The 22,927-nt window shown below is 70.0% G+C and carries 21 protein-coding genes; 14 read left to right on the top strand and 7 right to left on the bottom strand.

Annotated elements, in window-relative coordinates; all coding sequences use genetic code 11:
* Positions 1-20: 20 nt before the first annotated feature.
* A complete protein-coding gene (locus tag FHR33_RS20380) occupies positions 21-1,457 on the bottom strand; it encodes an LCP family protein (RefSeq protein WP_183650091.1) in 1,437 nt (478 codons plus the stop codon).
* A 66-nt stretch (positions 1,458-1,523) separates the two neighbouring features.
* On the opposite strand from FHR33_RS20380, the gene FHR33_RS20375 reads away from it, so the two are divergent.
* A complete protein-coding gene (locus FHR33_RS20375; protein ID WP_183650088.1) occupies positions 1,524-2,546 on the top strand; it encodes a glycosyltransferase family 2 protein in 1,023 nt (340 codons plus the stop codon).
* Between the two features lie 45 nt (positions 2,547-2,591).
* Here FHR33_RS20375 and FHR33_RS20370 read toward each other — a convergent pair whose 3' ends face one another.
* Positions 2,592-3,974 (bottom strand): bifunctional cytidylyltransferase/SDR family oxidoreductase, encoded by a 1,383-nt coding sequence (locus FHR33_RS20370; RefSeq protein WP_183650086.1) that lies wholly within the window; start codon positions 3,972-3,974, stop codon positions 2,592-2,594.
* A 107-nt stretch (positions 3,975-4,081) separates the two neighbouring features.
* Here FHR33_RS20370 and FHR33_RS20365 point away from each other — a divergent pair, with 107 nt between their 5' ends.
* The 6 genes from FHR33_RS20365 (at position 4,082) to FHR33_RS20340 (ending at position 10,105) form a co-directional block, all read left to right on the top strand.
* Entirely contained in the window at positions 4,082-5,539 is a 1,458-nt protein-coding gene (locus tag FHR33_RS20365; protein WP_312895636.1) for a CDP-alcohol phosphatidyltransferase family protein, read from the top strand.
* A complete protein-coding gene (locus FHR33_RS51810; RefSeq protein ID WP_183650081.1) occupies positions 5,536-6,159 on the top strand; it encodes a DUF5941 domain-containing protein in 624 nt (207 codons plus the stop codon). The genes FHR33_RS20365 and FHR33_RS51810 overlap by 4 nt, the downstream gene beginning before the upstream one ends.
* 335 nt (positions 6,160-6,494) lie before the next feature.
* Complete coding sequence (locus FHR33_RS20355) at positions 6,495-7,226, top strand: phosphocholine cytidylyltransferase family protein (protein ID WP_183650078.1); 732 nt, start codon at positions 6,495-6,497, stop codon at positions 7,224-7,226.
* Positions 7,227-7,254: 28 nt separating this feature from the next.
* On the top strand, positions 7,255-8,295 hold the full coding sequence (locus FHR33_RS20350; RefSeq protein WP_183660195.1) for an iron-containing alcohol dehydrogenase family protein: 1,041 nt from the start codon (positions 7,255-7,257) through the stop codon (positions 8,293-8,295).
* The gene (locus tag FHR33_RS20345) at positions 8,273-9,040 is read left to right on the top strand and encodes a CDP-alcohol phosphatidyltransferase family protein (protein WP_183650075.1); all 768 of its coding nucleotides are present in this window, start codon (positions 8,273-8,275) and stop codon (positions 9,038-9,040) included. The genes FHR33_RS20350 and FHR33_RS20345 overlap by 23 nt, the downstream gene beginning before the upstream one ends.
* A gap of 180 nt (positions 9,041-9,220) precedes the next feature.
* Entirely contained in the window at positions 9,221-10,105 is an 885-nt protein-coding gene (locus FHR33_RS20340) for a glycosyltransferase family 2 protein (RefSeq protein WP_183650072.1), read from the top strand.
* On the opposite strand, the gene FHR33_RS20335 is transcribed toward FHR33_RS20340, so the two are convergent.
* Positions 10,106-10,822, bottom strand: coding sequence for an acetoacetate decarboxylase family protein (locus tag FHR33_RS20335; protein ID WP_183650069.1), 717 nt, complete (start codon positions 10,820-10,822; stop codon positions 10,106-10,108).
* A gap of 90 nt (positions 10,823-10,912) precedes the next feature.
* Here FHR33_RS20335 and FHR33_RS20330 point away from each other — a divergent pair, with 90 nt between their 5' ends.
* Positions 10,913-11,356, top strand: a complete 444-nt coding sequence (locus FHR33_RS20330; protein ID WP_183650066.1) for an RNA polymerase sigma factor — start codon at positions 10,913-10,915, stop codon at positions 11,354-11,356.
* Complete coding sequence (locus FHR33_RS20325; RefSeq protein ID WP_183650062.1) at positions 11,353-12,225, top strand: hypothetical protein; 873 nt, start codon at positions 11,353-11,355, stop codon at positions 12,223-12,225. Before FHR33_RS20330 ends, FHR33_RS20325 begins: the two co-directional genes overlap by 4 nt.
* A 6-nt stretch (positions 12,226-12,231) precedes the next feature.
* On the opposite strand, the gene FHR33_RS20320 is transcribed toward FHR33_RS20325, so the two are convergent.
* From FHR33_RS20320 to FHR33_RS20305, 4 genes are all read right to left on the bottom strand, one after another.
* The gene (locus tag FHR33_RS20320) at positions 12,232-13,143 is read right to left on the bottom strand and encodes a glycosyltransferase (protein WP_246452018.1); all 912 of its coding nucleotides are present in this window, start codon (positions 13,141-13,143) and stop codon (positions 12,232-12,234) included.
* A gap of 108 nt (positions 13,144-13,251) precedes the next feature.
* On the bottom strand, positions 13,252-14,484 hold the full coding sequence (locus tag FHR33_RS20315; RefSeq protein WP_183650056.1) for an acyltransferase family protein: 1,233 nt from the start codon (positions 14,482-14,484) through the stop codon (positions 13,252-13,254).
* Between the two features lie 242 nt (positions 14,485-14,726).
* Positions 14,727-16,349: an LCP family protein gene (locus FHR33_RS20310; protein WP_183650052.1), complete on the bottom strand. Its 1,623-nt coding sequence runs from the start codon at positions 16,347-16,349 to the stop codon at positions 14,727-14,729.
* A gap of 246 nt (positions 16,350-16,595) precedes the next feature.
* The gene (locus FHR33_RS20305) at positions 16,596-18,044 is read right to left on the bottom strand and encodes a glycosyltransferase family protein (protein WP_312895635.1); all 1,449 of its coding nucleotides are present in this window, start codon (positions 18,042-18,044) and stop codon (positions 16,596-16,598) included.
* A 131-nt stretch (positions 18,045-18,175) separates the two neighbouring features.
* Between FHR33_RS20305 and FHR33_RS20300 the strand changes: the two genes are divergently transcribed.
* From FHR33_RS20300 to FHR33_RS20280, 5 genes are all read left to right on the top strand, one after another.
* Complete coding sequence (locus FHR33_RS20300; protein ID WP_183650049.1) at positions 18,176-20,173, top strand: hypothetical protein; 1,998 nt, start codon at positions 18,176-18,178, stop codon at positions 20,171-20,173.
* Between the two features lie 26 nt (positions 20,174-20,199).
* A complete protein-coding gene (locus tag FHR33_RS20295) occupies positions 20,200-20,469 on the top strand; it encodes a ribbon-helix-helix protein, CopG family (RefSeq protein ID WP_183650046.1) in 270 nt (89 codons plus the stop codon).
* A complete protein-coding gene (locus FHR33_RS20290; protein ID WP_183650043.1) occupies positions 20,466-20,873 on the top strand; it encodes a PIN domain-containing protein in 408 nt (135 codons plus the stop codon). Before FHR33_RS20295 ends, FHR33_RS20290 begins: the two co-directional genes overlap by 4 nt.
* Before the next feature lie 98 nt (positions 20,874-20,971).
* The gene (locus FHR33_RS20285; protein WP_312895634.1) at positions 20,972-21,865 is read left to right on the top strand and encodes a glycosyltransferase family 2 protein; all 894 of its coding nucleotides are present in this window, start codon (positions 20,972-20,974) and stop codon (positions 21,863-21,865) included.
* Positions 21,862-22,917 (top strand): glycosyltransferase family 4 protein, encoded by a 1,056-nt coding sequence (locus FHR33_RS20280; protein WP_183650038.1) that lies wholly within the window; start codon positions 21,862-21,864, stop codon positions 22,915-22,917. The genes FHR33_RS20285 and FHR33_RS20280 overlap by 4 nt, the downstream gene beginning before the upstream one ends.
* Positions 22,918-22,927: the final 10 nt, after the last annotated feature.

Below are 22,927 nucleotides of genomic sequence, written 5' to 3'. Positions count from 1 at the left end.
ACTGCCCAAGAAGCGCCGTGTTATCCGTCTTTCTTGCAGATGTTCTGGCTTGCCGTCCGAGTGGTGGGCGTGACCTGCGGAGAGGGTGAGGTGGACGGCGACGTGGCCGTCTTGGGCCTGCCCACCTTCGGCTGGTCCTGGCCCACGACGACCTCGATGCCCTTGACGTCGGTCCGCTTGAGCTCGGCCCCGGGGATGGCCGCGGCCACGGTCCTCGCCGACGCCTCCATGCCCTCGCCGTAGCGCACGACGGTCTTCGCGAAGTCCTTGCGCGTGGTGTTGCCCGGCTCGCCCGGCACCTTGAACCCGGCGTCCACCAGGCCCGCCTTGGTGCGCGCGCCGAGCCCGCTGATGAGCGTGCCGTTGAGCACCTTGACCGTGATCTGCTCCGGCGGCACGGTCCTGAGCGACTGCGTCGGCTTGACGGACGGCTTCGGCGCGGGCTTGGCGAGGTCCTGGTCGGCGGCGATGCGCCGGAACAGGTCGGCGGCCCGCGCCTTGTCCCAGAGCACGGCCGACTCGCCCGTCGGCGTCTTGAAGTTCACGTCGGCCAGGGGCACGCTGGCGAACTTCACGTCGTCGAGCGAGACGTTCTTGAGCTGCTCGACCAGCGGCACGAGCCCGTCGTCGGGATCGACCTTGATCGTGGCGAGCGAGGAGTTGACGAAGGAGATCAGGTTGGCGGGGTTGGACAGCGCCTTGCTCAGCATGGCCGAGATGACCTGCTGCTGGCGGTCGATGCGGTCGAGGTCGGAGCGGGCGGTCGCCCTGGTGCGGGCGTAGCCGAGCGCCTTGGCGCCGTCGAGCGCGTGGGTGCCCGCGGCGAGGCCGAGCCCCGTCTTGGGGTCGTTGATCGGCACAGGCGTGCAGACGGTCACCCCGCCGAGCCTGTCGACCACGTTCACGAAGCCGAGGACGTTCACCTCGATGTACCGGGTGATCGGCAGCCCCGTGGCCTGCTGCACGGTCTGGCGGGCCAGCTTCGCGCCGCCGAACTGGTAGGCGGAGTTGATCTTGTGCTGGCCCTTGCCAGGAATGGTCGTCCAGGTGTCGCGCGGGAGGCTGACCACGGTCACCTTGCGGTGGTCCTCCGACAGGTGGATGAGCATCATCGTGTCGGTGCGCTCGCCCACCTCGCGACCGAGCTTGAGCCTGTTCTGCTCCTTGCGGGTGAGGTCGTCGCGCTTGTCCACGCCGACCAGCAGGATGTTCATCGCCCCGTGCGGCGCCTGCTCGGTGCCGCTGAGCCCGGCGTCGACCGAGCCGATCTTCTGCGGCGTCGCCCACACCCAGCCGGTGCCGGCCAGGACGAGCGCCGACATGGAGCCGGCGACGATCAGATTGCGCCGCCTCGCCCTCGCGCCCCTGCCGGGTCTACGCGGAGGTCGGCGTCCGGAGAGCCTGACGCTCCCTGGAGCGTCACCGCCCACGACGACGCCCGCGTCATCCTCCTCCAAGGCACCCCTCCAAACACCGCAGGGATTGCTCTCCTCCCCTCGTCGTACAGTAGCGTGAGGCCCGCCATGAAGCAGTTCCCCGACTCGCCCGCGCAGCCCGCGTTCCCTCAGACGCGCGCCTGGCCGGCGATCTCCGTCGTGATGCCGATCCTCAACGAGGAACGGCACCTGCGCGAGGCCGTCGACCAGATCCTCGCCCAGGCCTACCCAGGCCCCATCGAAGTCGTGCTCGCCGTCGGGCCCTCACGCGACCGCACCCAGGAGGTGGCCGACGCGATCGCGGCGGCGGACCCCAGGGTGACCGTGGTGGCCAACCCGACCGGGCGCACCCCTAACGCGCTCAACGCCGCCATCGGCGCCTCCCGCCACGAGATCATCGCCAGGGTCGACGGGCACGCCATGCTGCCCGACGACTACCTCAGGGTGGCGGTCGAGACGCTGGAGGAGACCGGAGCCGACAACGTCGGCGGCGTCATGGCGGCCGAGGGCGTCACCGCCTTCGAGCAGGCCGTCGCCCGCGCGATGACCTCCAAGATCGGCGTCGGCTCGGCCGCCTTCCACGTGGGCGGCACGGCGGGCCCCGCCGACACCGTCTACCTCGGCGTGTTCAGACGCTCGGCCCTGAAACGGGTCGGCGGCTACGACGAGCACTTCCAGCGCGCCCAGGACTGGGAGATGAACCACCGCATCCGCGAGAGCGGCGGCCTGGTGTGGTTCCAGCCCAGGATGCGCGTCACCTACCGGCCGAGGCCGAACCTGCGGGCCCTGGCCAAGCAGTACTTCCACTACGGCAGGTGGCGGCGCGTCGTGGCGCGCACCCACGAGGGCACGATCAACCTGCGCTACCTCGCCCCGCCCGCCGCGGTGGTCGCGATCGCGGCAGGGCTGCTGGTCTCGCCGTTCTTCCCGCTCGCGTTGATCATTCCAGGCGGCTACGTGCTGGCGATCACCGGCGGCTCGATGGTGACCGGCAGCGGGTTGCCCGCGCGGGCCAGGTTCGCGCTGCCGTTCGTCTACGCGGCCATGCACATGTCGTGGGGCTGGGGCTTCCTCACCAGCCCCCGCAAGCTCGCCAGACCCCCGCGCTGACCTTCCTGTCACCTCGCCGACCCGGCCCCTCCACCAGGGGCCGGGTCACTCGTCGTCGGCGAGGACGTCGACGACCTGACCCGTCAGGCCCGAGGCCAGCACCCCTATCGAGGTCACGGCGACCGCGCGCGGCGAAGGCAGGGCGTGCGGCTCCTGCCCCGAGGCGCCCACCGGCGTGCCGGGACGACAGGGGTTGACGCAGTTCACCCTGATCCCCTCACCCTCCCACTCGTCGGCCAGCGCCCGCGTGAGCTCGACGACGGCGGCCTTGGTCGCGCAGTAGAGACCGTGTCCCGCCTGCCCGCGCCGTGGACCGGGCGCGGTGTAGAACAGCAACGCGCCACCGCTCTCCCTGAGATAGGGGTGGGCGGCGCGTGCCACGTTCACCGGGCCGAGCACGTTGACGTCCACGGCCCCGGCGACGACCGCCTCCGAGGCCTCAGCCAGCCTGCCCACGTGCAGCACCTCGGCGGCGTTCACCACGAAGTCGACGCTGCCCACCTCGGCCAGCGCCTTGGCGACCGAGGCGGCGTCCTCCACGCGCACGCCGTCCAGCGAGCGGGAGAAGGAGCGCACGACGGCGCCGTGGCCGCGTGCGAGCTCGGCCACCGCGGCACCGATCCCGTGGCCGCCGCCGAAGACGACCACGCTCCTGCCGTCGAGCGCCTCGCGCAGGACGTCCTGCGAGGGCAGGGGAGCCGCGGAGGCCGCCAGTTGGAAGAGCCGCTCGGCGATGTGCACGTCGACGGGGTGGGTGACCTTGATGTTGCGCTCGCTGCCCGGCACGACCACGATCGGCACCTCTGGCAGGTACCGCAGCACCACGCCGCAGTCGTCGGTCGCGGGCCGCAGCGTGAACCCGGGGTCGGCGAAGGCCCGCTCGTACGCCTCGCGGATCACCGACAGCCTGAAGCCCTGGGGTGTCTGGACGCGACGCAGCCGCGACCGGTCGGGGACCTCCCTGACGACCTCGCCGCCGGGGCCCTGCGCCGTCACGACGATCGTGTCCGAGCTCGGGATGGCGACCTCGACCGCGCTCGCCTCCTTCAGCGCCTCGACACACTCCGTGATGATCCGGGGCTCCAGCAGCGGCCGTACGGCGTCGTGGAGGAGCACGTTGCACTCGGCGTCGCCCAGCGCCCGCAGCGCCCGCCAGGTGGTCTCGGAACGGGTGGCGCCGCCCTCCAGCACGTGGCTCACCTTGCCGAAACCGCGCGCGGCGACCAGCTCGCCGACCTCGGCCGTGAAACCCGGGGTCATCAGCACTATGATCTCGTCGATCTCGGGCGAGGCGTTGAACAGGGCGAGGGTGTGCTCGATGATCGACCGGCCGGCGATCCTGATGAGCTGCTTCGGGGCGCCGAGCCCGACACGCTGACCGACGCCCCCGGCGAGGAGCACTCCCACAGTGCGCAGCCCAGATTTCATATAGCGAGCGTAACGGTCACGCGCGTCGCGGCCGCGCACTCGTGATTTGCGGTCAGGCGGTCGCTACGCTGGGCAACGCACTCCTCGTATCCGAAGGAGAACCGCGCGTGCCAGAATCCACCACCACCCGAGAGGGCCTCACGGCGGCGGCCGTGGTGCTCGCCACCACTCCGGCCGCCCGGCTGTCGTGCGCGGACGGCACCCTGCTCGACAGGGTCAACGACCAGCTGCTGATGCTGCCCGTGCGCGACGTGCACGTGGTGCCGCAGGGCGGCGGCCTCGGCGCCGACCTGCGCGGGGTGGCCAAGATCGCGCGCATCTCCACGGGCACGCTCGTGCTGCTGCCCGCCGACCTCGTCGCCCACACCGAGGCGCTGGCCGTGCTCGTGGAGCACCCCTCGCGCAACACCGGCGCGCTGGTCAGCGCCGACGCCACCGTCGGGCCGCTGCGCCCGCCCGTCAGGGTCGAGAACGGCAGGGTCGTGGCGGCCGGCAGCTCCTACCACCTCGTGCCCGAGGCCAACGCCACCTTCAGGGGCGTGCTGCAGGTCGGCGAGGCCGCCCTCGGCACCCTGGCCGACATCGCCGACGAACTGGCCGAGCTCGCCGACACAGGCCGCCTCGGCCCCGTCACCCCGATCGAGGCCATCGACCTGCTGCTGGTCGGCCTCGTCCGCTCGGGCGTGGGCGTGCGCGCCGCGCAGCTCGGACCGCTGCACGCCGACAGGGTGGCCGCCCAGTCGGCCGCCGACCTGGCCGTGACCCGCCTGTCCGACGTGGACGAGGCCAAGGTACGGCTCGACACCGCGGTCAAGGTCGACGACGGCTTCTTCGCCACCTTCTTCGTCAGTTCGTGGTCGCCGCACCTGGTCCGGCTGGCCGCGAGGCTGAAGCTGACGCCCAACGCGGTGACGGGCATCTCGGTGGGGCTCGCGGTCCTGGCGGCGGTGTGGTTCTCGGAGGGCACCAGGGGCGCCCAGATCCTCGGCGCGGCGCTGGTGCTGCTGTCGTTCGTGCTCGACTGCGTGGACGGCCAGCTCGCCCGCTACACCCGCACGTTCTCACGCCTCGGCGCCTGGGTCGACGCGATGGCCGACAGGCTGAAGGAGTACATCGTCTACGTCGGCCTCGCCATCGGCTACTCCGCGGGTCACGACGCCGCCAACGGAGGACCGGAGGGCATCTGGCGGATGGCGGTGGCGGCGATGATCCTCCAGATGCTCAGGCACATGGTCGACTTCTCCTACAAGGGTGCGGTGGCCGACGCCAGGCGCGTCGGCGCCACGTGGGCCAGGCCGCCGAGGTCGCTGCTGGAGTCGGAGGACGTGGGCCGTTCCGCCGCGCCGCGGCGCGGAGTGCTCGGGCTCGCGCAGCGGCTCGAGCGCGAGACGGTCGCCCGCTGGCTCAAGAAGATGATCGTCCTGCCGATCGGCGAGCGCATGGCGCTGATCGCGATCACCGCCGCGTTCTTCAACGCCAAGGTGACCTTCACCGCGCTGCTCGCATGGGGCGGGCTTGCCCTGCTCTACCAACTCGTCGGCAGGATCGCGAGGTCCACCTCATGATCTCGGTCCACATGGTTCCCGTACCCCGCAGCACCGTGGTCGCCTACCGCGACGACGGGCCGTTCTCGCGCGGCATGGGCGCGCTCGTGGCGGGCCAGCTGCCGCCGCTGCCGCCCGCGATCGCGGGGGCGTTCGTCACCGGCATCCTGCTTCTGGTCGGCGTGGGCGGCACTGACGGACTGGCCGTGTTCGCTCCCGCCGTGGCGCTGCTGCTGGCGGGGCCCGGCAGCTCGCACCCGCACGACGGAAGACTCGACTGGTTCGTCCCTCCGATCCTGCGGACCACCGAGTACGTCTTCGTCGCCGCCGTCTGTTTCGGCCACGACCTGCACCCGGTGATGATCTTCGCGCTGCTCGGGGCGATGGCCTTCCACCACTACGACCTGGTCTATCGCATCAGGCAGCGCGTCTACCCGCCGCACTGGCTGGCCACCGCGGGTCTCGGATGGGACGGACGCATGCTGGTGGTGGCGGCCGGTGTGATCATCGGCCAGATGACGGCGGTGTGCGTGCTGCTGACGGTCTACCTGTGGTGCCTGTTCGGCTGGGAGTCCATGACGTGCTGGCTCGCCGCCCCTCGCTCCGGCGTGGACGCGGCCGACACGGGGACCGCCGACTGAAGCCGTGTGGGACGGCCGTGACACGGTGTTCGACGGTCGCGACCGCTCGGCGCTCGTTGGCGTTGGGTTGATTCTCGCTGCCTGCCGCCGAGCTCCTTCGCTCGTGTTTGACGGTCGCGACCGCTCGGCGCTCGTTGGCATCGGGTTGATCCTCGCTCACTCCCGCCGAGCTCCTTCGCTCGTGTTTGACGGTCGCGACCGCTCGGCGCTCGTTGGCATCGGGTTGATCCTCGCTCACTCCCGCCGAGCTCCTTCGCTCCGGATTACACGATCAGGCCCTCCAGGCAACTAACCTTTGGGGTCTTACGTAGTCATGCTCGACTGAGGAGTGCACGTTGCTGGGAATGGTGCTGGCCGCCGGGGCCGGACGACGCCTGCGGCCGTACACCGACACGCTGCCCAAGGCGCTCGTGCCGGTCGACGGAGAAACCACGATCATGGACATCTCGCTGCGCAACCTCGCGGCGGTCGACCTGCGTGACGTGGTGATCGTGGTCGGATACGCGGCGCAGGCCGTACAAGAGCGCAAGGCCGACTTCGAACGGCGTTACGGCGTGAAGATCGAGCTCGTGCACAACGACAAGGCCGAGGAGTGGAACAACGCCTACTCCCTGTGGTGCGCGCGCGAGCACTTCGCGCAGGGCGCGCTGCTGGTCAACGGCGACACCGTGCATCCGGTCTCGGTCGAGGAGACGCTGCTGTCGGCTCCGGTCACCAGCGACATCCTGCTCGCGGTCGACGACGTCAAGTCGCTGGCCGACGAGGAGATGAAGGTGACCCTGCGCGACGGCTCGCTCCAGCGCATCACCAAGCTCATGGACCCCGCCGACGCCTACGGCGAGTACATCGGCGCGACCCTCATCCGCCCCGGCGCCGCGCAGAAGCTCGCCGACGCCCTGCAGGCCACCTTCGAGCGCGACCCTCAGCTCTACTACGAGGACGGCTACCAGGAGATGGTCGAGCGCGGTGAGCAGATCCACGTCGCGCCGATCGGCAAGGTCGAGTGGGTCGAGGTCGACAACCACGACGACCTGAACAAGGCCCGCGACATCGCCGCCCGTTACTAGGGGAGGCTAGATGCCGCTTCTAGCGAGGATGCTGCCCGCGCCCCTCACCATCGAGGTACGGCGGGGCGCGGTCGCACAGCTCGGCGCGCTCCTGGCCGACAGCAGGGTGGCCACCTCAGGCAGGGTCGCCGTCGCGGTCGGCCCCGGTCAGGGTGACCACATCGAGGGTCTCATCGCTCTGACCCTCTCCGAGGCGGAGGTGTTCCGCGTCGCGGACGGCTCGGTCGACGCCGCCGTCTCGCTCGGCGCCGACCTGCGCAAGGGCGCCTACGAGGTGGTCGTGGGCGTCGGCGGAGGCCGCACGATCGACGCCACCAAGTACGCCGCCTCCCTGGCGGGGATCCCGATGGTGGCCGTGGCCACCAACCTGTCCCACGACGGTATCTGCTCGCCGACCGCCTCGCTGGTCTACGAGGGCGGCAAGGGCTCCTTCGGGGTGCCGATGCCGCTGGCCATCCTCGTCGACCTCGACTTCGTGCAGGCCGCTCCCGACGCGCTCGTCAGGTCGGGCGTGGGCGACGTGGTCAGCAACCTGTCGGCGATCGAGGACTGGCAGCTGGCCAACGTCGAGCGGGGCGAGCCGATCGACGGCCTGGCCTGCTCGATGGCGCGCACCTCGGCCGAGGCGCTGATCGGCCGCAAGGACTCCATCGAGTCCGACGCGTTCCTGACCGTTCTGGCCGAGTCGCTGATCCTGTCGGGCATGTCCATGGTGATCGCCGGCTCCTCGCGTCCCTCGAGTGGCGGAGATCATGAGATCCTTCATGCCGTGGATCAGCTCTTCCCCGGCACGTCCAACCATGGCGAGCTCGCCGGGATCGGTGCCGCCTTCTGTTTCTTCCTCAGGGAGGACCAGGGCAGGCTGGCGCAGGTGGTCGACTGCCTCAGGCAGCACCAGCTGCCCGTCACGCCCGGCGACATCGGCCTCAGCGTGGAGCAGTTCACCGAGGCCGTCATGCTGGCGCCCTCCACCCGTCCAGGTCGCTACACGATCCTCGAGCACCTGAGGCTTTCCGAGTCAGAGGTTCGCGATCGGGTGGAGAGCTATGTCCGGGCCTTCGGTAGCTGAGCTGCGGGCGGTCGCCCAGCCCGCCGGCCACCTCGAGCGGAGGAACGGCGAGCACTGGGCCGGCGTGCTCTACATGCGCAGGCTCTCTCTCCGCGTCACCTGGCTGCTGACCAGGACATCGGTCACGCCCAACCAGCTGACCTGGGTGATGACGGCGGCCGGCGTCGTGGCGGGTGTGGTGCTCGCGCTGCCAGGCCTGTGGGCCGCCGTGGGCGCCGCCCTGCTCGTCCAGGTCTACCTGCTCCTCGACTGCTCCGACGGCGAGCTGGCCCGCTGGACCGGGAAGACCTCGCTGACCGGCGTCTACCTCGACAGGGTCGGCGCCTACTTCACCGAGGCCGCGCTGCTGGCGGGCCTCGGCTGGCGGGCCTCGAGCGTCCTGCCCGACTGGTACACCGTGCTGGGGTTCGCCGCCGCGCTCGGCGCGATCCTCATCAAGGCCGAGACCGACCTCGTGGACGTGGCGCGGGCCAAGGGCGGTCTGAAGAGCGCCACCGAGGACTCCGCTGGGCAGATCCGCTCCGGCCTGCTCGGGTTCGGCCGGCGGGTGCTGGGGGCGACGAAGTTCCACCGGATCGTGCAGCCGATCGAGCTGTCACTGCTCGCGCTGGTCGCGGCCGTGATCGACCTGGTCCTCGGCGATCTCACCGCCTCGAAGGTGCTCGTCGTGGCCTGCGCCGTGGCGGCCGCACTTCAAGTGATCCTCCATCTGGTGAGCATTCTGGCCTCCAGGCGGCTAGCGTGACCCGGAACCGTCGGGGCGCCGTACCCGTCGAATTGATCAGACGCCCTCCGTTCGGTGGGGGTTCACTGACGGTTCCGATACTCTTGTCTTCACCAATCCGGATATGGCATACCCCAGCAGACTCGGTGATCATGAAAGAATGCTCCGCTCGTGCTCTCGACGCGTCAAGGCGATGACCCGTTGAAGATCTCGTGCGTCATCCTCACCATGGGCAACCGGGTCGCCGAGCTCAACCGGGCGGTCGAGTCCGCGCTCAACCAGGTCGACGGCGACGTCGAGGTGGTGATCGTGGGCAACGGGGCCGACGTTCCCGACGTGACGGCGACACCGCCCGACGGCTCCGCGGCGTCGGTGAAAACCGTGCGGCTGGCCCACAACACCGGTATTCCCGCTGGTCGTAACCGCGGGGTCGAGGAGTGCTCGGGCGACGTCGTGCTGTTCCTCGACGACGACGGCTGGTACGCCAACCAGAAGGTCGTCGCGCACGTGCGCGACCGCTTCGCCACCGAGCCCGACCTCGCCGTCATCTCCTTCAGGGTGATGGACCCCGACGGCGGCATCGGCCAGCGCCGCCACGTGCCGCGCCTGCGCGCGGGCGACCCCGAGCGCTCCTCACCCGTCACCACCTTCCTCGGCGGCGCCTCGGCGATCCGCAGGTCGGCCTTCCTGCAGGTCGGCGGGCTGCCCGAGCGGTTCTTCTACGCGCACGAGGAGACCGACCTGGCCTGGCGGCTGCTGGGCGAGGGCTACCGGATCGAGTACGACGCCGAGACGGTCATGTACCACCCGCAGGTGCCGCCGACCAGGCACGCGGAGTTCTACCGGCTCAACGCCCGCAACAGGGTGTGGCTGGCGCGCCGCAACCTGCCGTGGCCGCTGGCCGCGCTCTACCTGCTCGACTGGGTGGTGCTGACGCTGGTGCGCGAGCGCCGCTCGGGCGTGGCGATCCAGGCGTGGTTCCAGGGTTTCGTCGAGGGTCTTCGCACCCCTGCCGGCGAGCGCAGGCCGATGGCCTGGCGCACCGCCTGGCGCATGGTGAAGCTGGGCCGTCCGCCGATCGTGTGATCAGGCGGCCTCCGCCGTACCGAAGGTCATGGAGGCGCGCAGGGTCGTGGACATCAGCGCGCGCTTGGGCAGGCCCAGCTCGCTGAGCTCCTTGGCGATCGGATGGTTGCCCAGGCGGATCAGCGCCCCTCCTGGGCGCACCCGCATCCCTCGCGCCCACATCTTGGCGGGCACGCGCCTGGTGACGCCGTCCTGGTGGGTGTAGGCGGTCAGCGGGGTCGCCGCCGCCGCTCCGGCCACCGGCACGCCCGGCCTGACGAGCATGTCCACCACGAGCCGCCCGTCCTTGCGCAGGATGCAGCGCTTGTACGGCGACGACAGCCGCAGCTCGATGTCGGCCAGCTCCTTGGGGAAGCCCCAGAGCGTGCGACCCGCCTCCAGCGTGAAGCCCTGGTCCACCGGCAGCCAGTGGACGAAGGCGCCCGCGTTCCTCAGCGTGGCCAGCCCCGTGCTCCTGGCCCGGGAGGCGTCGGGCGGCCTGACCAGGAAGGTGACGCCGAACTCGTGGTAGGAGTCGAGGTCGCTGTCGCGGTACTCGACGAACACCAGCGTGCAGACGGCCTTGCCGGGCAGGACCTCGGCCACGTCGAGGCCGGAATAGGCGATCACGGCGCGGGCCGCGTCGGCGCGGACGGGGTACATGGCGCTGCAGACGGTGGCGTCGGTCACCCTCACGGGCATGGTGATCGTACGTCCCTGGATCAGATGCGAAGCCATGCCTCCAGTACATGTGACCATCGCGCCGCCGTCCACGTCTCCAGATGATGTGACTGCCGAAACCACGCGGAGGCGAGCATCATCGAGGAGTTGTATCGCGAGCACTGGCCGCTCGTGTGCGGCTATCTCCTGCGCCGCACCCGCGATCCCCACCTGGCCGAGGACCTCGCCCAGGAGACGTTCGTCAAGGCCACCAGGGCGTTTCTCGGCCACCGCGGCGGCAGCCCCGCCGCCTGGCTGCTGGCGATCGCCAGGAACGTCCTCATCGACCACGTACGGCGCCGCCGTACGGAACTGCCCCTGCCCGACCCCGACGAGCTGGGCGTGCCGCCGATGGACATGGCGGGCCTCGACGTCAGGGACGCGCTCGCGCGGCTGCTCCCTCAGCACCGCGAGCTCCTCACGCTCGTCTACTTCGAAGGGTTCTCCCTCATGGAGGTGGCCGCGATGACCGGCCGCTCGCCCTCCTCCGTCAAGACCGCCGCCTGGCGGGCCCGCAAGGCCTTCGCCGAGATGTACGGGAGCACCATTTGATCCCCGAGTTCGATCCCAAGAGGACCAGACGGGCCGTACGGCTCGGCATCCTGCGCACCGCCGCGGTGGTGCTCGCCGTCCTGCTCGTCGTGTCGCTGGCCGCGGTGTTCGGCTCCCGCCTGATCCAGGAGCGCGGTGACAGGGAGCGGCGGATGGTGGACGTACTGGGCACCGCCCTGCAACTGGCCAATCCCGGATACGTGATCCAGGAGCGGGAGTGCTGTGACATCTCGCTGACCGGGATGTCCTTCACCGTCGACGTCAGGCCGGAGCGGGCCATGGGCGGCTTCTTCGCCGGCGCCGACGCCCAGGCGCTGCGCGTGGAGCAGGACTTCTTCGGCAGGGTGCAGGCGCCGCCGCTCGGACACGCGACCGAGACGAGCCTCACCTACGGCCTCTACAACGTCGGCACGGGCAACCAGCCGAAGGAGGACATGCGCAAGGTCATCACCAGGCTGCCCGAGGGCCTGACCGCGCTGGCGGTCGTCGAGCCGGCCAGGCCGCTCAACGCCAAGGACCTCGCCGCCTTCCTGACCAGGACGGGTCTGAACGCGGAGAGGATCGTCTACGAGAACAGGCCGAGATCCACGCCGATCACCTGGAGCATGTACCAGCTCGGGGAGGGGCCCGGCGAGGAAGACGATCTGGCCGGCTTTCGTCGCTGGGTCGGCTCGCTGCGCGACCACGACGAGCACAACCTCCGCCAGTTCGGGCTCGACCTCCCCAGGCTCAGGAAGAGCGCGGCCGACGGGCTGGCCTACGCGTTCGTGACGAACGCCACGGTGGGCGGGCTGCGCAAGATCATCGACGATCCCGAGGTCAGGACCGTCAGGGTCGCCGACGTGACCTACGACCTCCAGCGGCCATGAGTCACCTCAGACGGCCAGTTCGTGGGCGACACCTGCCCACGACTCCAGCCGTGCGGTGAAGGAGGCGGCCTGGTCGGGCCAGTGGTGGCGCAGGCGGGCGAGCGCGTGCCCGTTGGCCGCCTGCGCCGTCCGCCGTACCGGGTCCTCCCTGAGATCCAGGACGGCTCCCAGGGCCGCCTCCACGTCCCCGTACGGCACGACGGCCCCGCACCGCGCCTCCTCCACCACAGCGGCGGCGGCGGGCGTCGTGACGACGGGAACGCCGCGCCCCATGTAGTCGAGGACCTTGGTGGGCGGCCTGGAGGACGGCTCCCGCCACAGGCAGAGCCCCGCCAGGGCGCCCTCGGCCATGCGCAGGGCGTGCCTGTTGGGGACGTAGCCGAACCAGTCGAGCAGGCCCACCCGCTGGGCGTCCCTGAGGATCGGCCTGACCTCCCTGTCGGCGGCGCCGATCAGGTCGAGCCTGATCCCGTGCGGCGCCAGCCGCCCCGCCAGCTCGATCAGCTCGTTGACGCCCTTGGCGGTGGTCAGCCTGCCGAGGTGGACGACCCGGGTGTCGCCCACGGGCAGAGGGGAGTCGGCGACCTGGGTGGCCTCGGCCGCCGCAGGTTCGAGGACGTGGTGCAGCCGTCCGGCCCTGGCCACGAGCCTGCGGCCGAGCGCGCTCCGCGGCTCGTCGCGTACGTCGAGCACGACGGGCGGATGCCGGTAGGGCAGCGCGAGCAGCAGCTCGGCCTCGTGCAGGATCAGCAGGTCGGCGTCCTTGACGCCGCGCCTCAGCGCCGTCCGCGCTCGGCCGCCCCTGCGGACGTCGACCGCGGTGATCGGCGGGATCGGTGTGACGTTGAAATGGGTGAAAGGAGCGACGTAGGTCACCTCGTGGCCCGCGTCGAGCAGCGCCCTGATCTGCCTGTGCATGATCCGGGCGTCCTCGGGATGATGGAGGGTTGTTGCGACGCAAACGCGCATATAGGCGATGGTGCGCGGCTATGCCATCACCTGCGTGAATGCGGGGGGAACTGCCGTTTAACTTCCCGAGGGACGCCGGTAGAGCCAGGTCAGGCGCGGCTCGAGCACCCACTTGAACACCGTGCGCGTCTCCGGCAGGCACAGCACGATCGCCAGGGCGAAGCAGCTGGCGCTGATCGCGAGCACTCCCAGCGGGCCGTGCAGCCACGGCAGGTCGAGCCAGCCCTGCTCCTTGGCGATCAGGACGGGGATGCCGTGGAGCAGATAGGCGTAGAGCGTGCGGGTGCCGAGGTCGGTGTACCAGGTCTCGCCGCGCGGCACCAGCGCGAGGAAGGCGAAGCACATCGCCAGCGAGGCGATCAGCAGCCCCATCTTCAGCCCGAGGCCCATGTACCAGGACAGGTCCATGTCCTGGAAGCTGTGCTTGAAGTAGAAGGGCTTGAGCGAGTACTTGCTGTGACCGAGGAAGACGGCCACCCCCGCGGCGCCCAGCAGCGTCACGGCCGAGAGGATCTTCACCCACATACGGTTGAGCATCTCGAAGTGCTCGGGCTGCATGACCAGGCCGATCACGAAGAACGGCAGGAGGCCGAAGAAGCGGTCCATGCTGAAGTCGCCGGAGATCTGCGAGAACCCGGCGAACAGGTAGATGGCGATCGCCACGGGGACGGGATGCTTCATCCGCTTCCACACCGGGGTGGACAGCCGCCAGAACAGCAGGGCGAGCAGGTACCAGTTGAGCCAGGCGGGGTCGATGATCGTGAGGCTCCACTTCTGCCCGAGGGAGAAGCGCAGCGCGGCGTAACCGACCTCCACGATCACGTACGGCACGACGAAGGTGTCGACGAGCTTGTTCGTCTTGGCGTTGGAGTTCCAGAAGTTCCTGGACAGGTAGCCGCTGACGATGACGAACAGCGGCATGTGGAAGGTGTAGATGAAGATGTAGAGCGATTTGGAGGAGTCGGCGTTGAGCGTCGGCACCAGCGAGTGGCCCACGACCACGAGGGCGATCAGCAGGAACTTGACGTTGTCGAGGTAGGGCTCGCGCTTGCGCGGCGCGGCCTTGGGCTCTTCCTCGGGCTCGGCCTCGGGACGCTCCTGCGCGCCCTCGGCGCCCCAGAAGGAGGCCTCGGGCGCCTGCTGCGCGCCCCATCCCTGCGGGGCCGGCGCCACCTGCGGCCACGGGGCGCCCACCCTCTCCGTCTCGGCAGGTGGCGCCTCGGAGGCGGCGCTCTGGCTGCCGTTGCTCCTGGGGGCCGAAACCGGGAAGGACGATCGGGTGTCACTCACGGGGGAGACGCTCAGCTATCTCTCGGGGCCGGGGGTCGCTAGCCACGTTAGCGAGGGCGGCTTGCACACGGCTGGCAAGGCGCCGACTCGCCTTCGCGATCTGACAACCCTAACGGCCAGTGGGGCCGATGTCGCGGTGGAGACTGGAGAAACGGACGGAATCCACAGGGAATCCGGAGGTTGACCGGCTCCGCATAAATCAGTCAAGAACCGCTTATCTCAACTATGGGCGACGGGTCAGGTCAGGCGCAGATGTTCTTGGTGTCGGCGGAGATGCCGGTCTCCTTGATGGACTCGGGGATCTCGGTGCGGACGCCCGTGAAGTCGTCGCCGATCAGCAGCTGGATCACCGGGGCCTTCTCGGCGCCCTTGTCCGCGCCCTTGTCGGCGACGGTCTGGGTGGTGCCGGCCGCGGTGAACGGCTGCGGGTTGGTGACCTTGACCTTGCCCCTGGTGGAGGGACGCTTGGTGCCCGACAGCTTCGAGGCGAGCACGCTGGCGTAGTCGGGGCCGGTGGTGTCGCGCTTGCCGTACAGCAGCAGGGTCTTGGGCTGGCTGGTGCCCGCGGCGGTCAGGGCGTTGCCCGTGCCGACCACGTCGAATCCGAGCTCGGCCAGCTGCTGGGCGACCTCGCCCGCCTTGCCCGGCGTGGTCGTGCCGTTGATCACCTGGATCTTGACCTGCTCGACCTTGGGTACGAACTTCTTGGCCGTGGGCGCGGGCTCAGGTAGCGCGGTGTCGTTCTTGAGGGCCTCGAAGAGCTTGGGCGCGCGGGCCGGGTCCCAGATGACCCTGTTGGAGTCGGTGGGGTCGGCCAGGACGGGAACCATGTAGAACTGCACCTTGCTCGCGGTCAGCGATCTGGCGCTCTGGGCGATCTCCAGAAGTCTGTTGGGGTCGTCGGCCAGCTTCTTGTCCATGGTGACCGACGAGGAGGCCGCCTGGATCAGGCCGAGCAGCTTGGTCGGATTGGACAGGACGCCGCCGGTGGTGATCTTCTTGACGACCTGGCTGGCGAAGAGCTGCTGGCGCTTGATGCGCTCGAGGTCGCTGCCGTTGCCGTAGGCGCGCAGGCGGACGTAGCCGAGGGCCTGCTCGCCGTTCAGCGTCGACCTGCCGCGGGGCAGCTTGAGCTTGGACTTCTTGTCGTCGACCGCGTTGTTCAGGCAGACCTCGATGCCCTCGAGCTCGTCGACGATGGCCTTGAAGCCGTTGAAGTCCACCTCGACGTTGTGGTCGATGCGGATGCCGGTCAGCGTCTCGATCGTGGTGATCGTGCAGGCGATGCCGCCGCGGTTGTAGGCCGAGTTGATCATGTCGCGCGTGGCCGGGAGGACCGTCTTGCTCTTCTCGGCCTCACACTGCGGAATCTGGACCATCGAGTCGCGCGGGAAGCTGATGAGCTGCGCCTTGTCCCTGGTGGGGGAGATGTGCATGAGGATCATCGTGTCGGTGCGCTTGCCCGAGTCGATCCTGGAGTCGGCCTGGCCGTACCTGGCGTTGCCCTCGCCGTGGCGGGTGTCGGAGCCGACGATCAGCACGTTGAGCGCGCCGGTGGCGTTCGCGGGACGCGGATTGATGATCTTCGTGCCCGGGTCGTTGGTGACGATGCCGGCCAGCGCGGTGCGGTAAAAGGTGTAGCCGGTCAGCGACCCGGCGACCACCAGGCCGGTCAGGGCGATGCTCGTCCAGGCCAGGCCGCTCAGCTTCTTGCGCCCGTCGTCGCCGCTCCTGCGTCCTCGCGGCTCTCTCGGAGGGGGCGGAGGGGGAGGGGCTGAGGCGGCGGCTCTCCTGGAGGACCGGAAACCGGGGGAGGTCGGCGCCACCAGACGGTCCTGGACGCCACCGCTCCTGTGGTTGCTCATACGATCTCCTCACCCAGTCGGCGTGGAGCCCGCAGTCGGCTTGCTTCGCACAACGGCCTCCTCGTCCGGAGATTCGGAGCCCGCGTCGTGCTGGCTCGGTCGATCGCTCATCGCGCCACGAGACTAGGACACCGCAAGCGTTGCGGGAGCCAAGAACGACCCAAAAGGTCGTGACCCGGGCGTGATGATCCAGTCCCAGAGCATACTCAGAGCCGGACATTTCGTGGAATGTAGACGTGAAAAACTTTACGTTACGCGTCTGGTGCACAGTGCCGCAGCCAGACAGGCCAGCGGTACGGCGGGCAGCGTGTAGCGGTAGTCGAACTCGGCGACCGCGGGCGGCACGAGCAGCAGCACCCACGCCGTTGACCAGGGCAGAAGCCATGCGCCCTGGTAGCTCCTGCGCCTGATCGCGACGGCGAGCGGCACCGCCAGCAGCACCAGCAGCACGGTGCCTGGCAGGCGGGCGACGTCCTGGTAGGCGCGCATCCAGCCCGCGAACGGCTCCACGATAGCGGTGCCGATCGGTCCCTTTTCGTATTTGTGTGCGAATTCCGCGCCACGTTGAGCGGGATATCGGCCGGGCGGCGCGGGGGGTTTCACAGGAAACTCGTAGTAAGCGTAGATTTCCGCGTCAGGATAGACCGGCCTGCCCAGCGTGAACGTGCGCGCCAGCTCCGACAACACCGAACCGAGATAGTCGAGCGGCTGGCTGCGGATGGCCAGCATCGCGAACCTTCCCGCCAGATCGTCGTTGGCCTCGGAGAAGGTGATGTCGGGCAGCTTCACCAGGGGCGCGTCCTTGGCCCAGATGTACTCCTGCGAGGGCGGCCTGTCCTCCGGCGGGCGCGGGTCGCACAGCACCGCCAGGTCGGGCGGCGGATCCATCGTCCCGCAGTCGGCGAAGGACATCGTGCGCGCGTAGAGGAAGACCCCGTTCGCGCCGACGATGCCGACCCTGTCGTAGGTGGCGTGGAACCAGAGGCCGTAGGCGAGCACCGGCAGGAGCGCGGCGGCCGCGGTGATGCCCGCCAGCGCGATCCTCCTGCGCAGCAGCAGCCAGGCGCACAGCACCACGATGAGCGGCTGGCCGACCGTCCTGGTGAGGGAGGCGCAGGCGAGCAGCAGCCCGACGGCCAGCGCCGTACGCCAGGTGAGCCTTCTGCGGATGGCGAGCACCACCGCGGCGACGACCAGGAAGGTGAACAGCGCGTCGGAGACCAGCAGGTGTTCGAGCTCGATCTGGTAGGCGTCGAGCAGCACGGGCGCGGCCGCCAGCGTGGCGGCCCACCTCGGCACCCTGCGCGCGGCCAGATAGATCAGCACGCCGGTGGCCAGGCCGAGCAGGTGCTGCACGGCGGTGACGGCGGCGAACCCCTGGAACGGCTGCAGCAGCTTGAGGAAGAAGGAGTAGCCCGCGGGCCGCACCAGATCCGGACGCAGGTGGAAGACGGTGACGATGTAGGTGTAGGAGTCGGGGAACCACAGCGCGGGCCTGTAACCCAGCATGGTGACCAGCCTGAGCAGGGCGCCGACGCCGAACACGCCGACGAACCAGCGATGTCTCCGCAGCCTCGGCAGCACCTTGGCCGCCGTGGCCTGCCGCCACCCCTCGCTCGACCGCCATGTCGCGACCGCGGTGTCCCTCGCCGTCATGGCCTGCTGCCGTACCCAGGCCGACCGCCCGGCTTCCACCCCGCGTGCCCTCCCCGTCCCGACGCCCAGGTCACGGCCGGGCGCAGCCCGACGCCTGCCGTACGCTACCGGCTTCCACGGCAGATGCCGCGCCCGGCCGTCGGCGGCGTTGGATACTCTCGCGATCACCGATGAGACTCGCCTTGCTCGAACGCACGCGCAGACCGTCGGCGGGCAGGGTGCTCGCCGTCGCCTCCGTGCTGCCCGCGCTCGCGGTGGCCTCCTGGCTGCTGGCCGGGCTGCCGCTCCTGCTGGCCGGGTGGTTCAGGCCGCTTCCCACGGTGATCCTCGCCGCGGCCGTCCTGGTGGTGCTGTGCAGGGTCGCGCTCACCCGGCTGCCTGACCTCGACGCCACCGCGCGGCAGGTGGGCGGGGTGTTCGGCGTCGCCCTGTTCTCGCTGGTGTTCAACCTGGTCATGCACGGTGAGCAGCTGATCGTCCGCCGCGACCCCGCCACCTACGCCCAGTACGCGATCTGGATCGCCAGGCACGGCTCCCTTCCGATCCCGCGACAGGCCGAGGCGTTCGGCGGCGACGACCCCGCGCTGTGGTTCCGCAGCATGGGCTTCTACGACGCCGACGGCGCCGTGGTGCCGCAGTTCCTGCCCGGCCCGCCGATGCTGTACGCGGCGGGGGAGTGGCTGGGCGGGCTGCTGCTCACGCCGCCCGTGCTCGGCGCGCTGGCCACGCTCGTGCTGGCCGGAGCGGTCGCCAGACTGGCGGGCGCCAGCTGGGCCGCGCTGGCGGCGCTGACCTTCGCGATCAGCATGCCCATCCTCTACACCTCGCGCGCGACCTTCAGCGAGATCGCCTCCCTGATCCTGATCTTCGGCGGCGTCGCCCTCCTCCACGACGCCCTCCGCGACGGCGCGGGACGCTGGGAGAGGGCCGTGGCCGGGCTGGTGTTCGGGCTGGCCGTGCTGGTGCGCATCGACGCGCTGCGCGACGTCCTGCCCGTCCTGGCCTTCGGCGGCCTGCTGCTGGCGCTGCGCCGCGGCTTCTCGCTGCTGGCGGGCTTGGCGGCGGGCGTGGGGCTCGGATTCGTGGCCGCTTGGGCGTTCGCGGGCCCGTACCTGGAGTATCTGTCGCGCTCGGTGGGCCCGCTGCTGCTCATCTGCGCCGTGGTGGTGGTGCTGACGGCCGTCGGCACCGCCATGGCGGGCAGGCTGTCAGGGCTGCGCCTGCCCAGGCGGCTGCCCGAGATCGGCGCGGGCCTGGTCGCGCTGGTCATGCTGGGCCTGGCCGTACGGCCGTGGGTCCAGACCGTCCGCCGCGAACCCACCACCGAAGAGGACTGGCTGACCTACGAGTTCCTCCGGGTGACGCAGAAGAACAACGGCCTGCCCGTCGACGGCACCCGCCTCTACTTCGAGGACTCCCTCTACTGGGTGATCTGGTACGTCGGCGTGCCCGTCGTGGCCTTCGCCACGCTGGCGGCCGTCGTGCTGGTCAGGCGGCTGCTGCGCGAAGGGGCTCCCTTCGAGTGGCTGCTGCCGCTGGCCGTCATCGGCTGGACCACCGTCACCACGCTGCTCAAGCCCGAGATCACCCCCGACCATCCGTGGGCCTCGCGCCGCCTGGTGCCCGTCGTGATCCCCGGCCTGATCATGCTGGCCGTCTGGGGGCTGGCCTGGACGCGCGAGCGGCTCGGGCGCGGCGGGCGCGGCACGCGCTGGTTCGGCGGCGTCGCCGTCGTGCTGCTCCTGGCGCCGGTGGCCTTCACCTCCATCGGCACCGCCTTCACCCCGATCGAAAGGGGCGAGCGCGCGGCCGTCCAGAACCTGTGCGCGAGCATCCCCTCCGACGCCTCTGTGCTGATCGTCGAGCGCGTCACGGCCGAGCGCTTCACCCAGGTCGTCCGCGGCACCTGCGGGATACCGGCGGCCCAGGTGCGCAGGCCGCGGTCGAGAGACACCCCGTCCAGCGGGGACGTCCTGCGCCTGATCGAGGGCGTCAGGAGGGCGGGGCGGACGCCCGTGCTGCTGGCCGCGGAGCCCGGCCAGCTCTCCGGGTACGGCCCGCCGCGACACGTCATCGCCCTCGACACCCGCCAGGACGAACGCTCCCTGGTGAAGCCGCCTGACGGCACCTGGCGCCTGGTGGTCAACGTCTGGATGTCCCTGCCCTGATCACGTCGCGGTGCTACCGTGGTCGCATGATGGCTGTGAAGAAGATCTCCATCTCGCTTCCCGAAGAGATCCTGGACGAGGTCGCCAGGCTGGCGGAGCGCGATGGGCTGAGCGTCTCGGCGTGGCTCACCCAGGCCGCCGGTCACGTCATCCGCAGGGAGGCGGGCCTCGCAGCGGTGCGCGAGTGGGAAGCCGAACACGGCGAGATCACGGATGACGAACTCTCCGCGGCGGCGGCGGAGCTGGCCAGAGCCGACGCCGAGATGTTCGGCGATGTCGGAAGGCTGGCCGGATGAGGACAGGAACCGTTCAGTCGGCGATCGTCTACGACGCCGGGGCGCTCATCGCGGCGGAATCGAATGATCGCCGGATGTGGGTGCGACACAGGCTGGCAGTCGGTGCCGGCCGGCACGTGATCCTTCCCGTGCCGGTGCTGGCTCAGGTGTGGCGGGGCTCGGCGAGGCAGGCGTCTCTCGCGCGGTTGCTGTTCGGCTGCGACATCGTGGACATGACGGAGGCCATGGGGCGCGAAGCGGGAAAGCTGTGCGGAAAGGCAGGCAGCTTGGATGTCGTCGACGCCACGGTCGTCATGACGGCGATCCAGTGGAACGCCGCCATCGTCACCTCGGATCCAGATGATCTTCACGCTCTTCTCGACGCCGCCAAGCCCGCCGTGCGTCCCTCGCTCATCGCCGTGTAGTCGGCGGAGCATCTTGACCGAGTGGAACCGGGGCGTGACAGGGAAGGGTACCCTCGTCCCACGTGAGCACGCTTGAGCCCCCCAAGACTGGATCCGCCGTGGAAGCTACGCCGTACGTCACGATCGTCCTGCCCTGCTACAACGAGCAGGACCACGTCCTTGACGAGGTCGAACGCATCACCAAGGCGATGGACTCAAGCGGCTACACCTACGAGCTGGTGGCCGTCGACGACTGCTCCACCGACGCGACGCTGGCCAGGCTCGAGGAGGCCGCGCCGCGCTTCCCGCACATGCGCATCCGCGCCTTCCACCGCAACGGCGGCTCGGGCACCGTCCGCAGAATCGGCACGCAGGAGGCGCGTGGCGAGATCGTGGTCTGGACCGACGCGGACATGACCTACCCGAACGAGCGCATCCCCGAGCTGGTCCAGATCCTGGAGAAGGACCAGACGGTCGACCAGGTGGTCGGCGCGCGCACCACCGAGGAGGGCTCGCACAAGCTCCTCAGGGTGCCCGCCAAGTGGGTGATCCGCAAGATCGCGGAGAAGCTGGCAGGGCAGAAGATCCCCGACCTCAACTCGGGGCTGAGGGCCTTCCGCAAGTCGGTGGCCAGGCCGTACCTCAGGCTGCTGCCCCCCGGCTTCTCGTGCGTCACGACGATCACGCTGTCGTTCCTGTCGAACCAGCACGACGTCTACTACCTGCCGATCGAGTACGCCAAGCGGGCCGGCAAGTCGAAGTTCAGCTTCGTCAGCGACGCCTACCGCTACATCCTGCAGGTGCTGCGGATGGTCATGTACTTCAACCCGCTCAAGGTGCTCATGCCGCCCGCCCTGTGGTTGGTGGGCATCGGGTTCGTCAAGTTCGTCACCGACATGGTGCGGACGCCCTTCTACATCCCGACGAACACCATCATGATCGTGCTGTCCGGCATGCTGATCGGCTCGGTGGCGCTGCTGGCCGACCTGATCGTGAGGTCACGCGGCGAATGAGGATCGCGATCGTCGGCCCGACCTACCCCTACAAGGGCGGGGGCGCGCAGCACACCACCGAGCTGGCCCACAGGCTCGCGGCCATGGGCCACGACGTGGTGATCGAGTCGTGGAAGGCGCAGTACCCCTCCTTCCTCTACCCGGGGCAGCAGACGATCGACGTCCCCGAGGGCGAGCCGTACCCGCGCACGCACAGGCGGCTCGACTGGCGCAGGCCCGACGGCTGGGTGGCGGCGGGGCGGCGGCTCAGGAGCGCCGACCTGGTGATCCTCGCGGTGCTCAGCCCGGTACAGGTCCCCGCCTACCTCGGCATCCTGTCCGGCATCGGGCGTAAGGCCAGGACGATCGCGCTCTGCCACAACGTCCTGCCCCACGAGCGCAAGCCGTGGGACGAGCCATTGATGAAGGCGCTGCTCAAGCGGGTCGACGGCGTGCTGACCCACTCCGATCAGCAGGCCAGTCTCGCCGGGTCGCTCACGGCCAGGCCGATCAGCACCGCCGCGCTCCCTCCGCACCTGCCCGCCAGGAGCGCCGCCAGAGCCGAGGGCACGCACCACAGGCTGCTCTTCTTCGGCATCGTCAGGCCGTACAAGGGGCTCGACCTGCTGCTCAGGGCGCTGCCTCCAGGTGTGGGGCTCACCGTGGCGGGCGAGTTCTGGGGCGGGCTCGACGACACCAGGGCGCTGATCGCCGAGCTGGGCATCGGCGACAGGGTGGAGCTGCGCCCCGGCTACGTGGCCGCCGACGAGGTGCCCGCGCTGTTCGCCCAGGCCGACGCGCTGGTCCTGCCGTACAGGAACGCCACGGCCAGCCAGAACGTGTGGCTCGGGCACGAGCACGGGGTGCCGGTGATCGCGACCAGGGTCGGCGCGCTGGCCGACAACGTCCGCGACGGCGTCGACGGCCTGCTGGTCGAGCCCGATGACGTCGAGGCGCTGCGCAAGGCGATCGAGCGGTTCTACGAGGACCCCGAGCGGCTGAGAGCGGGCGTCAGGGCCGTCGATCCCGAGCCGTTCTGGCGCACCTACACCGACACACTCCTTCGAGCCTGAGAGGATCGGG

Origin of the sequence: Nonomuraea dietziae (assembly GCF_014195505.1) — a bacterium.
GTDB classification, from domain to species: Bacteria; Actinomycetota; Actinomycetes; order Streptosporangiales; family Streptosporangiaceae; genus Nonomuraea; species Nonomuraea roseola.
This window is presented reverse-complemented; position numbering and strand designations above follow the sequence as displayed.

What these genes read in the sequence shown, in the direction of transcription:
- FHR33_RS20320 (WP_246452018.1), bottom strand. Translation starts at nt 13,143, where the DNA reads ATGCACAGGCAGATCAGGGCGCTGCTCGACGCGGGCCACGAGGTGACC.
- FHR33_RS20295 (WP_183650046.1), top strand. Translation starts at nt 20,200, where the DNA reads ATGATGGCTGTGAAGAAGATCTCCATCTCGCTTCCCGAAGAGATCCTG.
- FHR33_RS51810 (WP_183650081.1), top strand. Translation starts at nt 5,536, where the DNA reads ATGATCTCGGTCCACATGGTTCCCGTACCCCGCAGCACCGTGGTCGCC.
- FHR33_RS20300 (WP_183650049.1), top strand. Translation starts at nt 18,176, where the DNA reads ATGAGACTCGCCTTGCTCGAACGCACGCGCAGACCGTCGGCGGGCAGG.
- FHR33_RS20290 (WP_183650043.1), top strand. Translation starts at nt 20,466, where the DNA reads ATGAGGACAGGAACCGTTCAGTCGGCGATCGTCTACGACGCCGGGGCG.
- FHR33_RS20280 (WP_183650038.1), top strand. Translation starts at nt 21,862, where the DNA reads ATGAGGATCGCGATCGTCGGCCCGACCTACCCCTACAAGGGCGGGGGC.
- FHR33_RS20350 (WP_183660195.1), top strand. Translation starts at nt 7,255, where the DNA reads ATGCTGCCCGCGCCCCTCACCATCGAGGTACGGCGGGGCGCGGTCGCA.
- FHR33_RS20375 (WP_183650088.1), top strand. Translation starts at nt 1,524, where the DNA reads ATGAAGCAGTTCCCCGACTCGCCCGCGCAGCCCGCGTTCCCTCAGACG.
- FHR33_RS20370 (WP_183650086.1), bottom strand. Translation starts at nt 3,974, where the DNA reads ATGAAATCTGGGCTGCGCACTGTGGGAGTGCTCCTCGCCGGGGGCGTC.
- FHR33_RS20335 (WP_183650069.1), bottom strand. Translation starts at nt 10,822, where the DNA reads ATGGCTTCGCATCTGATCCAGGGACGTACGATCACCATGCCCGTGAGG.
- FHR33_RS20310 (WP_183650052.1), bottom strand. Translation starts at nt 16,349, where the DNA reads ATGAGCAACCACAGGAGCGGTGGCGTCCAGGACCGTCTGGTGGCGCCG.
- FHR33_RS20345 (WP_183650075.1), top strand. Translation starts at nt 8,273, where the DNA reads ATGTCCGGGCCTTCGGTAGCTGAGCTGCGGGCGGTCGCCCAGCCCGCC.